The 13,529-nt window shown below is 55.7% G+C and carries 10 protein-coding genes; 8 read left to right on the top strand and 2 right to left on the bottom strand.

All coding sequences use genetic code 11. The features are described 5' to 3' along the window. Positions 1-3: 3 nt before the first annotated feature. On the bottom strand, positions 4-552 hold the full coding sequence (locus AC27KL_RS21025) for an HXXEE domain-containing protein (protein WP_487170975.1): 549 nt from the start codon (positions 550-552) through the stop codon (positions 4-6). 134 nt (positions 553-686) lie between these two features. Next, positions 687-1,292 carry a TetR/AcrR family transcriptional regulator gene (locus AC27KL_RS21020; RefSeq protein ID WP_339323517.1) on the bottom strand — a complete coding sequence of 202 codons (606 nt, stop codon included), beginning with the start codon at positions 1,290-1,292 and terminating at the stop codon, positions 687-689. A 170-nt stretch (positions 1,293-1,462) separates the two neighbouring features. Between AC27KL_RS21020 and AC27KL_RS21015 the strand changes: the two genes are divergently transcribed. From AC27KL_RS21015 to AC27KL_RS20980, 8 genes are all read left to right on the top strand, one after another. After that, positions 1,463-1,726, top strand: coding sequence for a hypothetical protein (locus tag AC27KL_RS21015; protein WP_487170925.1), 264 nt, complete (start codon positions 1,463-1,465; stop codon positions 1,724-1,726). An 82-nt stretch (positions 1,727-1,808) separates the two neighbouring features. After that, positions 1,809-2,954 carry an ROK family transcriptional regulator gene (locus AC27KL_RS21010; protein ID WP_487170924.1) on the top strand — a complete coding sequence of 382 codons (1,146 nt, stop codon included), beginning with the start codon at positions 1,809-1,811 and terminating at the stop codon, positions 2,952-2,954. Between the two features lie 180 nt (positions 2,955-3,134). Then, positions 3,135-4,217, top strand: coding sequence for an extracellular solute-binding protein (locus AC27KL_RS21005; protein WP_339323519.1), 1,083 nt, complete (start codon positions 3,135-3,137; stop codon positions 4,215-4,217). 172 nt (positions 4,218-4,389) lie between these two features. Beyond that, positions 4,390-5,472: an ABC transporter ATP-binding protein gene (locus AC27KL_RS21000; RefSeq protein ID WP_487170923.1), complete on the top strand. Its 1,083-nt coding sequence runs from the start codon at positions 4,390-4,392 to the stop codon at positions 5,470-5,472. Between the two features lie 16 nt (positions 5,473-5,488). Next, positions 5,489-7,231: an ABC transporter permease gene (locus AC27KL_RS20995; RefSeq protein WP_487170922.1), complete on the top strand. Its 1,743-nt coding sequence runs from the start codon at positions 5,489-5,491 to the stop codon at positions 7,229-7,231. 232 nt (positions 7,232-7,463) lie between these two features. Continuing rightward, positions 7,464-9,980 (top strand): NEW3 domain-containing protein, encoded by a 2,517-nt coding sequence (locus AC27KL_RS20990; RefSeq protein WP_487170974.1) that lies wholly within the window; start codon positions 7,464-7,466, stop codon positions 9,978-9,980. A gap of 531 nt (positions 9,981-10,511) precedes the next feature. Next, positions 10,512-12,023 (top strand): argininosuccinate lyase, encoded by a 1,512-nt coding sequence (argH, locus tag AC27KL_RS20985; RefSeq protein ID WP_036711369.1) that lies wholly within the window; start codon positions 10,512-10,514, stop codon positions 12,021-12,023. Beyond that, the gene (locus AC27KL_RS20980) at positions 12,020-13,066 is read left to right on the top strand and encodes a BadF/BadG/BcrA/BcrD ATPase family protein (RefSeq protein ID WP_487170921.1); all 1,047 of its coding nucleotides are present in this window, start codon (positions 12,020-12,022) and stop codon (positions 13,064-13,066) included. The genes argH and AC27KL_RS20980 overlap by 4 nt, the downstream gene beginning before the upstream one ends. Positions 13,067-13,529: the final 463 nt, after the last annotated feature.

Below are 13,529 nucleotides of genomic sequence, written 5' to 3'. Positions count from 1 at the left end.
AGATCATCTTCTTACTTTTGAATATGGAATGATCCATCTGCCCAGCATTAAACCGCAAAAAACAAGCAGAATCGTAAGCGGCAGCGCGAGAGCCAGACCTCCGGCCAAGGTAATCAAGCTGATTTTGCCCGCATCGTAAAAACGGTAAAGCGCGTAGGATGCAAAGGGGATTTCAACCAAAATGGCGGTGATGACCCCCGCGGAATAGGCCCGCAGCAGCAAACTAAATATGACATGTTTAATTCCGTCGAGCAGTATCACGGCCAAAACGCCGGCGCAGAGCATGATCAATTGGCCGTTCTTTTCGAACCGCATCACCGATAGGAAGGTAATCAAGCTGAGAACCGAACCGAGCAGCAGCACGGCGACCGTGAACTGCAGCGTAATGCTTTTGCCCGGATCGAGCAGGCGGTTCTCGAAAGCTATCCGGGAATGATTGCCGTGGCTCCGCAGCCATTTCTCCATCAGGAGGATCTCCTCCCCGTCATGAATGAAAAAGGCGACCGGTATCAGCCAGATGAGTGTTTGCAGTGGAATTGGATCAAATGACATTAAAAAATCCAGCATCGTTATATCGAACCTCCCAAATCGAATTTTTAACTGAGTACTCACTCAAAATAATTCGGTAAAAAAGCTCCGTAGTCCATGTAAAAAAATATAAACTACGAAGCATCCGGACAGTCCTTTTAATGCGATTGCCCATGCAGGCCGTGAAGGAGGAGTTGGACAAGCTTGCGAACATACGACTCCTCATCGTACGTAAAGGAGTTTTTGCCGAAGCGGGAGTGGATCATATAATAAAGAAAGATGGAAGACGTCAGCATCGACATGGCGACTTCATACGTACCTTCGGCTAACGGCTCTTTTTCCATCCCCTGCTTCAGCATGCTGCCGCCCGCAGATTCAATGCTTCCGATCAGTCGGAATACCTCCTCGGATACCGCTTCATCCTGGATCATTTCGGGCGACCAGATCAACGTCAGGTAGTCGATATGCTTTTTCAGAAATTGCAGGTATTCAAGGCCATACAGAACCAGCGCCTCTTCCAGCGTTCTGCCGGATAAATATCCGTCAATTTTTTGGGCTTGAATGGCAAAGGAAAAATTCCTCACGATATGCAGCAGCAGCTTTCTTTTGTCGCCAAAGTGGTAAAATATGAGTCCCTCCGCGACGCCGCATTCATTGGCGATTTCCTTCGTTGTGGTTCCATGGAACCCTTTTTGTGAAAAAAGCTTGAGGGCGGCAGCGATGATGCGGTCTTTTTTAGAGTCCGCGTTATTAGAGTTGGCCAACGGCAATACGACCTTTCTTCATGTGCTTCATGTCATGGAATGTAATTTTGAGTGATTACTCAAATTATAGATCTGGGAATATTTTCTGTCAATGAGGCAAATCTGCTGTGCAATGATGTCATCCGCTGCAGCTCGTTGAAGCCAAATGCAGAAGATGCAGAATATGACGTTTGGCGCGCATTCTGACGATCCTCGTAGGACAAACAGAGCTCATAGGTAAAAAGTCCGGCTGGAAGGCCTATCCCGAATTCGACAAAAAGGGGGCGGCAAAGCGCCCGAAGAAAACCCCGTCCGGGCTTGCGGCACGGGAGCTTGGAACGGGTAGAGACCTGGAAATCGGCAATGATCGAGGGGGACCGTTCTTTAGGAAAAAGAGATCATTTTTCCATATCCTGATTGACACAATGAAAGCGCATTCATATACTGAGGCTTAAATTTATTTGTTAGTTATTTTAACTAATCAAGGTGGTGAAGCACATCGTGATCGGTCGGGGGAAAACCGGGAATACGAAAGTTATGAAGCAGATGAATCGGGAAGGCATATTGCACCAGCTGCGGCAGGAGCCCCGCTTGTCACGGGCCGAACTGGCAGCAAAAACCAAGCTTAGCCGCCCCTGCGTCTCGGCGCTGGTCGAAGAGATGATTGGGGAAGGGCTGATTCGGGAGGTTGGCACAGGCGAATCCAAAGGGGGACGAAAACCCATTCTGCTTGAATACAATGTGCAGGCTTACGCGGTGGTAGGCGCCGTCTTTGAGGGAAGCGAGCTCGAAATGGCGGTGGCCGACATGAAAGGCGAACTGATCGCGCAGGTCCATACCCGCTTGAACCAGCCGGTGGACGGCGAATCGGCGCTGCATGCGCTCGAAGTTACGCTTTCGCGCCTGCTTGATGCAAGCGGTATGGATCGCGACCGGGTGATCGGGATCGGCGTCGGCCTGCCGGGAATTACGCAGCGCCTCAGCGGAACCGTCAGCCATGCCCCAAGTACGGGGTGGATGGATCTGCCCGTAGGCAAAGAAATCGAAGAACGCCTTCGATTGCCGGTCGTGCTGGATAACGACGTCAATATGATGACACAAGGGGAATTTTTCGGCGGAGCCGGCTCCGGCGTGTCCAGCCTGGTCTACATGTATGTCGGAACGGGAATTGGAGCCGGCATCATCATCGACAAGCAGCTGTACCGGGGGAGCAGGGAAGCCTCCGGGGAGATCGGTTATATGCGGATCGGCGATTCGCCTGGACGGCGGAAGGACGAATTCGGCGTGTTTGAGAAAAATTTCTCGGTTGCCGGCATTCAGGGGAAAGCGAAGGCGCTTGGTCTCCGTGTGGACCCGGAGGGGAGCATTCTCAAGCAGCTGATCCAGCTGGGCGAGGAAAACCATCCGCAAGCGGAGAGGCTGCTCGATGAAGTGTACCACGGCTGGGCATCGGGGATCGCCAATACGGTCAGCGTGCTCGATCCGGAGAGGCTCGTCCTGAGCGGCGAAATGGTGCATCTGAACGAGGCGGGACTGAACCGGATCCGCGAGCTGTTGTTCGATTGGGTGCCCGTGGTGCCGGACATCCGTCTGGCGGCGCTGCGCGAACGCGCGGGTTTGCTGGGTGCGGTGCACAGCGTTTTGGAAGCGCATTCTTCAGCGGCGATGGGGGCTAGAATCTAAAATTCGGTTTTAAAATTTGGCCCAGCGCATAATTAGTACTTAACAAGAAGCGGAGGGGACGGAATCGATCCGAAGAAGCGACAGTGATCGGAAGAACGATCCGGAGCCGTAGCGGTCAACACGCATCATATCAAGAACTAATTTCAGTATGAAATCTAAAAATCAGGGGGAATCCGAATCATGAAAAAGAAATGGTCGAAGCTTGGCATGTTAGGAGTGGCGCTGGCGATGACGGTCGGTCTGACGGCTTGCGGCGGGGGAGAAAAGGAGCAACCGGCAGCCTCCGGCGGAGACAGCGGCAAGAAAGGTTCCCAGAAGCTGGTCATCTATACCGCCCGCGACAAAAACGTCGTGGAGCAGATCCTGCCGAAGTTTGAGGAACAGAACCCGGATATCGACGTCGAAGTGATGACGATGGGCGCCCAGCAGATCATGGAGCGGGTCCGCGGCGAGAAAGCGAATCCGCAGGCCGACTTCTGGTGGGGCGGAACGCAGTCCTCTTTTATTACCGCGGCCAATGAAGGACTGCTGGAATCGTACAAACCAAGCTTCGCGGACAGCGTGCCGGCCGAATACAAAGACGCGCAGGACCGCTGGTACGGCGAGATGCTCCTGCCCGAGGTCATCATGTACAATTCCGAAGCGATCAAGGAAGCTGATGCGCCGAAGGATTGGGACGATCTGCTCGACCCGAAATGGAAGGATCAAATTTTGATCCGGGGCGTCATGGCTTCCGGGACGATGCGGACGATCTACGATGCAATGATTTACCGCCAAGATCCCGCAAATCCGGAGAAAGGTTACGAATGGCTCAAAAAGCTCGATGCGAACACGAAAGAATATACCCAGGATCCGACCCAGCTTTACTTGAAGCTTGCCCGGCAGGAAGGAACGCTGTCGCTTTGGAATCTACAGGACATTCTGATCCAGAAGGAACTGCAGAAGCAGCCTTTTGATTATATTTATCCGGCGAGTGGCGCGCCGATTTTGGTCGACGGGGTCGGAATCGTCAAAGGCGCCAAAAATATGGATGCCGCCAAGAAGTTCTTCGATTTCCTCTTCGATAAGGACCAGCTGAAGGAGAAGGCGGATAAGCTGTTCCAGATCCCAACCCGGACCGACGTCGACAAAAGCGAGTTCCCGGACTGGTACAAAAAGCTGGATGCCAAGCCGCTGGATCTGGACTGGCAGGTTCTTGCGGAGAAAGAGAAAGAGTGGATGCAATATTGGGATGAAAACATCAAAGGCAAAGGCGGAAAGTAACAGCCGAATCGAAATTGGCTCCATCCGGACCATCATGGGGGGCCGATATGGATGGAATGAAGGGCCGGCCAGGGACGGCGGTGCTGGCGGGGGCAACCCCGCCCGGCCATTCGGTACGCCCCTAACAATTCCTAACTGCATCTTACAGAGAATGACTGAAGGAGGATTCATTATGATCGGAGTGACGCTGGATCGCGTCAGCAAAACCTTTGGCGCAGCCAAAGGTGTGGAGAATGTGGACGTACATATCAAGCCGGGCGAGTTTTTTACCTTTTTGGGTCCGAGCGGCTGCGGCAAAACGACGACATTGCGCATGATTGCCGGCTTTTATTATCCAAACGCCGGGCGCATCCTGTTTGGCGAGCAAAACGTCACCCACATGCCGCCGAATAAACGCAATACGGGGATGGTGTTCCAGAACTATGCGTTGTTCCCGCACATGACCGTGTTTGAGAATATTGCTTTCGGTCTCCAAGTCCGTAAACAGGGAAAGGCGGAGATTCACGACAAAGTAACCCGGGCTCAAAAGCTTGTGCACCTGGACGGTTACGGCCAGCGCCGCATCGACCAATTGTCGGGCGGACAGCAGCAGCGGGTAGCGCTGGCGCGAGCTTTGGTGATCGAACCGAATATTCTCCTGCTCGATGAGCCCTTGTCCAATCTGGATGCTAAGCTGCGCGAAGAAACGAGGCAGGAGATCAAAAGGCTCCAGCTGGAGCTCGGCATCACGACGATCTACGTCACGCACGACCAATCGGAAGCGATGTCGATGTCGGACCGCATCATGGTCATGAAAGACGGCGTCGTGCAGCAGATCGGTACCCCGCATGAAATTTACAACCGTCCGGCCAACCGTTTCGTCGCTTCGTTCATCGGCGAGTCGAATCTGTGGGAGGGAACGGTGGAACGGCTCGAAGGCGGCACGGTCGACGTTCGCGTAACGCCGGATTTGCTGCTGACCGGCCTTGCCGAAAACGCTTCGCCTGAATGCAAGCTGGAGGCGGGGCAGAAAGTAACGCTGTCGGTACGGCCCGAAGCGATCCGGGAAGCCGGCCCGTCGGAACGCGGCGAAGCGAATACGATGGCGGCCAAAGTGCTGCTGTCGGAGTTCACCGGCATCAGCGTCAATTATATCGCGCAGGCCGGTCCGCTGTCCGTGAAGGCGATGTTCGTCGGGCAAGGGCACCGGATGCGGAACCGGGATGAGGACGTTTGGTTTGCCGTAGCTCGGGACAGCATTTATTTTTTGGGATAAGGGGTGAGCCGAAAAAATGAGCAAACCGGAACCTCAATTGACACCGCCAACCATTCGTCCGGTCAGCCGCTGGAATTCGGTGACGACATCGCCGCATTTTGTGTACGTGCTGATCGCGCCGTTATTCCTGATTCTTCTGGGGTATGTCATCTATCCTTTTTTCCAGACCTTCCTGCAAAGCGTCAAGACGGACGGCAGCTTTTCGCTCCAAAACTACTCCCGGTTTTTTAGCCTCGAACATACGGCCAATTTGGAGGCGCTTTGGACGAGCGTGTACATCTCGGTGCTAAGCGTGATCACCTGCGGCATCGTCGGGGTAGGGATGGCATTCCTGCTGGAAAGGTACGAGTTCCCGGGACGCAAGCTGCTTTCGGTGCTTGTCCTTGTGCCGATGGCTTTGCCGCCGCTGATCGGGGTGCTTTCGTTTGAGTTTTTGTACGGTTCGAGCGGCATAATCCCGCGCGGATTGCAGCATTTGCTGCATTTGGAAAAGCCGCCTTTTACCCTAAAGGGCATTTGGGGCGTGCTTGTGGTTCATACGTTTACGATGTACACCTATTTTTATATGACCGCATCGTCTGCGATCCGGGGACTTGATCCGTCGCTGGAGGAGGCTGCGGCCAACCTGGGAGCGAACCGGTTCACGGTCTGGCGCCGGGTGATTCTGCCGATGCTGACGCCGGCCATCGTTGCGGCATCGCTGCTCGTCTTTATGATTTCGATGGCGTCGTATACCGCGCCGCTTATTTTCGGGATCGAACGGACGATGACGATGCAGATTTACCTGTCGCGCACCAACGGCGACCTGGACATGGCTTCGACGCAATCGACGCTGCTGTCGGTCGTGTCCATCCTGTTCCTCGTTTTGATGAGATGGTATCAGGGCGCCCGGAACTACCAAAACATGAGCAAGGGCATCAGCGTTCATCGGACCGAGGTGAAAAGCAAAGCCGGCAGAAACACCGCGATGGTGTTGTCCTTCCTTGGGGTGCTGGTGCTCATGCTGCCGATTCTCGTCATCGTGCTGCTCGCTTTTTCGGAAGACGGGAAATGGACGACCCAGGTTCTGCCGCCGTCTTATACGCTGGATCATTTTAAGGATTTGTTCACCGACAGCAAAACGTGGCGCCCGATCGCCAACAGCTTCAAGATCAGCATCGCGGCGACGATCGGCAACCTGCTGTTTGGCGTTGCGGCGGCATACGCAGTTGTGCGCATGAAATTCAAAGGCAAGACGCTGCTCGATATTTTGATCATGCTCCCTTGGGCGCTTCCCGGCACGGTGGTCGCCGTCAACCTGATTACGGCATTCAGCGAGCCGAACGCATTCTCTTTCGGGCAGGTGCTGATCGGCAGCTTCTGGATTTTGCCGCTCGCCTATTTTGTGCGGCATTTGCCGCTGATCTTCCGCTCGACTTCGTCGACGCTGATGCAAACCGACCGCTCCGTGGAGGAAGCGGCCCGCAATTTGGGGGCATCCTGGTGGTATGCGTTCCGCCGCGTCGTATTTCCGATGGCGCTGAGCGGCATCCTTGCCGGCACGCTGCTGGCTCTGGTGGAAGGCATCGGCGAGTTTGTCGCTTCGATCCTGCTGTACACGAACAAGACGACGCCGATCTCCGTCGAAATCTTCCAGCGGATGTACGCGTTCGAGTTCGGTACCGCCTGCGCTTACGGCGTGCTGCAAATCGTGATGATTATTCTGGTTCTTTATGTTTCCCGCAAGCTGACCGGCGGCAATGCCGGGTCTGCCATTTGACGATAGATTTTTTTCTTGGAGTTAAAACGGCACGGACGGCACTCTTTCATTACGCGGACGCCCTGCATTCCATCCGGGCCTCCCGCGATAATGATACAGGCGGGCGCCGGCGTTTGCCGGTGCGAGCCACAACTACGCTTGATGGAGGAGATGCGAATTGAATCAAATCAGCGCAAAACGCAGGACGAAAAAATGGGTGGCGGCTTCGCTCAGTCTGGTGCTGGCCGGAACGATGGCTTTTCAAGCCGGTCCCCCAAAAGCGGCTGCAGACAGAGGGGTGGTTGATTTATGGAAGGCGATCAAGCCGCTTACTACTATCGCAAGCGCGATGAATACGGGAGCTCACCCGGATGACGAGCACAGCGCGACGCTGGCGTATCTTTCTTTGGGACTCGGCGTGGATACCTACAGCGTCATCGCCAATCGCGGAGAAGGCGGGCAAAACGAAATCGGAAGCGAGCTCGGCAACGCCCTCGGCATCATCCGCACCCGGGAGCTGCAGGAAGCGTCCAAGATCACCAACGTTACGCTGGCGAACTTGAGCCAAAAGCTGAGCGACCCGATCTATGATTTCGGCTTCTCCAAAAGCCCGGATGAAACGCTCGCCAAATGGGGCGAAGACGTCGCTTATGAACGGCTGATCCGCCAAATCCGGGAGAAACGTCCGGACGTGCTCATTCCGGCCTTCCTGAACGAACCTTCGACGCACGGTCATCACCGCGCCGTGAATGTCCTGACCGTACGGGCGTTTAAGGATGCAGGCAATCCGCAGGTTTTCCCTGAGCAGATCAAGGAAGGGCTCCAGCCATGGCAGCCGAAAAAGCTGTATGTGCCGGCCTCGGATAAAGATTATGACGTTTCCCTGCCGGTAAACGAATATAGCGAGCTGTACGGCGCTTCGTATGCCCAGCTGGGCGAAGAATCGCGGTATATGCACAAGAGCCAAGGCATGGGAAGACACATCGACGAAGGCCAAGGAACGGCGTATTACAAGCTGCAGGAATCGGCGGACGGCAAAAAAGCCGGCGGCAAGCCGGAAACGTCGTTTTTTGGCGGGATTGCCTTCACGTTCGAGGATTTGGCGCAAGAGCTGGATGTAAAAGGAAAGGACAACAAGGTCGTCAAGCAGCTGAAAACGCTGCAGCAGGATGCAAACGAAGTCATTGCCGCTTATCCATCATTTGCGAAGGTGGCCCGCGAAGTCCATGAGATGAAAACGGACGTCAACACTGCCGTCGAGCTGGTAAAGTCGTCGTCCTTGGAGCAAACGGCGAAAAGCGATCTGCTGCACCGGCTGGCCGTGAAGGTGAAGCAGCTTGATAAGGCCAGCCAGGAAGCGACATCCACCGTGGTAAAGGTGAAACCCGAGACCGGCGAGCTGATTCCGGGGCAAACCACGAAAGTGACGGTGACCGCTTTTAACGGCGGCGAGGTGGACATCCGCCAAGTCCATCTGAAGCTGAATGTGCCGGAAGGCTGGACCGCGAAGGCGTCCGGGGCGGACCGCTTCGATCAACTTGCCAAAAATCAGACGGTCCAAACGGAGTTTACCGTCACGGTTCCCAAGCAGGCGGAGGACTTTAATCCTTATGCCCTTCCGCTAATTTCCGCGGATATCCGGTATGAAGCGTTCGGTACGGAAACGTCGCTGCATGCCATTCCGGACAATGCGGTAGCGGTGCTGCCGCCGGTGGCGTTGTCGCTGAGCCCGGAAGCGGCGGTGCTGAATACGCTGAAGCCGGAGGAGCCGATATCGGTGAAGGTTACGGCGACGAATTATGCGCAAGGTGCGGAAAAAACCAAGGTTTCGCTGAAAACGCCGGAAGGCTGGACCGCAGAGCCAGCGGTGCAGGAATTGAGCTTCGCGGCCAAATACGAGACCAAAACGGCCGAGTTTACGGTCAAGGCACCGGCGAGTGTCAAAGCGGGAAGTTACAACCTGGCGGCCATAGCAAACGACGGCACGTCAGACAGCAGCAGAACGGTGCAGGTGATCCAGTACCCGCATATCGGCAAAACCTACTACGTCAAACCGGCCAACCTTGCCGTCCAGGCGTTTGATCTGAAGGTGCCGCAAGGACTGAAGGTCGGATATGTGTCCAGCGGATTCGACAACATCGATCAGGTACTGCGTCAAGTGGGTGTCAACGTAACGAATCTGGACGCCAAAACGATCCAGTTCGGCGATCTGTCGCAATACGACACGATCGTGCTCGGCATCCGGGCTTATGCCTTCCGTCCGGAGCTGATTCCAAGCAACCAGCGTCTGCTCGATTATGCCAAAAACGGCGGCAACCTGGTGGTCCAATACCACAAGCCGGAGGACAAATGGTCGCCGGATTTGGCCCCGTATCCGATCAAGATCGGTCAGCCGCTGATCCAGTGGCGCGTCACGGACGAAAATTCCAAGGTCACGGTGCTGGCGCCGGAGCATCCGATCTTTAACACGCCGAACAAAATTACGGACGCCGACTGGCAAAATTGGATTCAGGACCGCTCCGCGTACAACCCGTCCGAATGGGGCAAGGAGTATACGGAGCTGATCTCGAACGGAGATCCTGGCGAAAAAGAATTTACCGGCACGTTCCTGACGGCTGACTACGGCAAAGGTACTTACACGTACAGTTCTCTTGTTTGGTACCGCGAAATGCCAAGCCTTGTGCCGGGTTCGATCCGGATGTTCGTGAACATGATCAGCCTGAAACAAGGTGGTGCGGCGCCAGCCGGGGTTGCTGCTCCTAAGATGTAACACCCGAGCGGGAATTTGGGCGAGGAAGTAAAGAAGTCGGCTAAAAGGTAGGCCGGGCGCGTCGTAAAGCCAAACCGCTTTGCGTCGTGCCCTCTCCTTCTGGCTAATGGGATGACAGGTTCGCAGTAAGTCGCGAGAAGGTACATAGGGCAGGATTCGAACGCGATTTAATTTTATAACGAATTGAAATAAGACTCGACATGACAATAAGCACTTGAAAATAAGCGAAGTAGCGGAGGGGCCGGAATCGATTCTTACGAAGCTAAAAGCTTTTTGAAAAAAAGCTACTTCGGAAGCATATGCTGCGTTCGCCTGAAAGCTTTTCGAAGAAAAGCTAGCATCGGAAGCATAAGCTGTCTCCGAATTTCTACCTTTGTGGAAAGTGAAATCATAGAAATTTGGAGGCGGGCAGCGATCGGAAGAACGATCCGGAACCGTAGCGGTCAACCGCATAATATCAAGGCTTCGGTTTTGAGCCTGAAATAATGAGTTTAAAATCACAAGATCATTAACGGAAAGGATCTGAACAACATGAGGAATCGGGAACAAATTTTGGAGGAGGAAGGCAAGCTTTTTCCAGGCCGCACTTATACGGAAGTCGTGCTCGCGCCTGCGTTTGACGAAGCGAAAACCAGTCTGCTGGCGCCGATGATGGCGATCAACAAGGCGCATCTCATCATGCTGAAAGAACAGGGACTGGTTACCGAAGAAGAAGCGGGGCAAATTGCGGCGGCGATTCGCGGCCTCGATCTGGAGAAGCTTCGCCAAGCCGAATATACCGGACAATTCGAGGATTTGTTTTTCCAGGTCGAGCATCAATTGCATGCGGCGGCCGGTGACATCGCGGACAATCTGCATTTGGCCCGCAGCCGCAACGATATGGGCATCGCGATTTACCGGATCGTGCTGCGGGAGAACATGCTCGTAACGCTTCGCGGCGCTCTGGAGCTGAAGAGCCAGCTCCTTGCGTTTGCCGAGGAGCATGCCGATACGGTCATGATCGGGTATACCCATACGCAGCAGGCGCAGCCGACGACGCTCGCCCATTATATCCTGGCGATGACGGACTCGCTCGACCGCGATTTCCGCCGGATGCAGGCGGCTTATGCCAATTGCAACCGGAGCAGCATGGGGGCGGCGGCGCTGACCACTTCCGGTTTTGCCATCAGCCGGGAGCGGATGCAGGAGCTGCTTGGCTTTGACGAGCTGATCTATAACTCCTACGATGCGATCGGCGGGGCCGATTACATCGGCGAAATCATGACGGCCGTGCAATTGGCGGCCATTAATTTGGGCCGATCGTCGCAGGATTTTCTGCTGTGGTGCACCCAGGAGTTCGGCATGCTGCGCGTCGCGGACCCCTATGTGCAGATCAGCTCCATTATGCCGCAAAAACGGAACCCGGTTTCGTTCGAACATATGCGCGCGCTTTTGTCCAGCTGCGTGGGCAATGCCCAAACGGTGCTGACCATGATGCACAACACGCCGTTCGGCGACATCGTCGATACCGAAGACGACATGCAGCCTTACGCCTGGAAGGCGCTCAAGGTGTTGGACCGGATGTACCGCCTGCTCTCATGCGTCATCGGGACGATCGACGTCAACAAAGAGGTTCTCCGGAAGCGGGCCGAAGCCAGCTTCGCAACGGTGACCGAACTGGCGGATACGCTGGTCCGCACCGACCGTCTGTCCTTCCGCAATGCCCATCATATCGTGAGCCAAGTGGTAAAACGTTCCGTCGCCGCGGGGCTGGCGGCAAGCGAAATTACGCTGGAGCTTGTCAACGAGATTGCCCTTCAGGTCATTGGCCGGAAGCTGTCGCTGACTGCGGAGGAGCTGCGGTTGGCGCTGGATCCGGTTCATTTCGTGGATATCCGGACATTGCCGGGAGGACCTTCTCCGGCGGAAATCCGGCGTGCCATCGCTGCGCGGAAAACAAGCCAGCAGAGTCAGGAGCAGTGGCTGGCTGCAGCCCGTAGCCGGGTCGAAGGAGCGCTTGCGGAGCTTGACCGAACGCTGGCCGGTTGGGGCGGCGGCTCATGATGGCAGCAAGAGTCCCTCTGCTGGCCTTGGACGGCGGAGGGACGAAATGTCTGGCCGTGTTCGCGGATAGGGAGGGTCGGATGCTGGCGAGCGGGAGAGCGGGTTCCTGCAACTACCAGGGAACGGGAAGGGAAGCGGCGGCGCTGGAGCTGACGCGGGCGATCCGGGAGGCCAAGCGGCAGTTGGCTGCGTCGGCCGCCGAAAGAGGAGAAGCGCCGCTTGAGCCCGGTGCCGCATCGGCATCTTCTGCCCGGAAGGAAAGGGCCGACATCGCGGAAGACGGGCCGCTTGACGTGGCCTGCGCGGTATTTGGCGTAGCCGGCCTGGATACCGGGCATGATCGGGAAGTGATCGAAGGGATGGTGAGGGAAGCCCTCGCCCGCACCCGAGTGACGGCGGACCGCGTCGTCGTGGAGAATGACGGCGTGGCCGCCTTGCTTGGGGCCACGGGCGGGGCGCCCGGCATCCTCGTGATCGCCGGTACCGGTTCGATCGTGCACGGAATCAACGATCATGGCCAAAGCGCGCGGGCAGGCGGCTGGGGCCACCGTGTCGGCGACGAAGGCAGCGGGTATTGGATCGGCCAACAGGCGATCCGTGCCGCTTTGCGCGGATTCGACGGAAGGGGCGTCCCTACGGCGTTAACCGGCAAGCTGCTTCGGCATCTGGGGCTGCGGAATGAAGAGGAGTTGTTCAACTGGGCGTACTCCTCCGAGTACAGCGTGGACAAAACGGCCGAACTCGCCTTGCTCGCCGGGGAAGCGGAACAGGAGGGGGACGAGGCTGCGCGCTTGATTCTGGAGACGGCGGCAGATGAGCTGTTTCTGGGGGCAAGGTCGGTTATGGACAGACTCGGCATGGCTGCCGCGCCGTTTACCGTAATTTTGCAGGGGGGCGTGCTGCAAAATAACCCGTTTGTAAGGAACCGATTGGTGAATAGCTTCCGGTCCCTCTGCCCTTTGGCGCAAATCGACGAGGCGAAAAAGGAACCGATTTTCGGCGTCATTGCCCAGGGATTGCGGCTTTTGCGGCGTCAAAATTAAATGGAAAATGGCTCGATCGAGCACGTCACAACTAGGAGAATGGGGACCTGCGTTAAGCATGTCCCTGTTCCGATTTTTGCGTTCAAAAAGGAAGCGCCGGAAACGCCGTCGATTGGCGTATGTATTGAAGTGGAGAACATTGCATGAAATAAACGAAGTTAACCGCCTTCCAGGAAGGCGGTTAACGATGATCCGGAATCCATTTTAAAATTTGCCCGTGGGCAACGCTTTTCCCCAGAACCTAGTCGGCGACCGGTTCAAAGCGATTTTCTATATGGACGTTGGAGAACTTGGCATAGTTCAGCTGCTCGATATCGTTGGCAACGTCATTGCTGTCGACGGCAAAACCGACGTATACCGAATCGTTCATCGCGATCGTTCTTTCGCCGATTTTTGTCCATGCCTTGCCGTCGGTCGAACCGTAAGCATAGAACGTGTCGCCTTTACGGCCCAGCTTAAGCCA

The organism is Paenibacillus sp. YAE3, assembly GCF_057546105.1.
The sequence above is the reverse complement of the archived record's forward strand: the minus strand, read 5'-3'. Positions and strand labels throughout refer to the sequence as shown.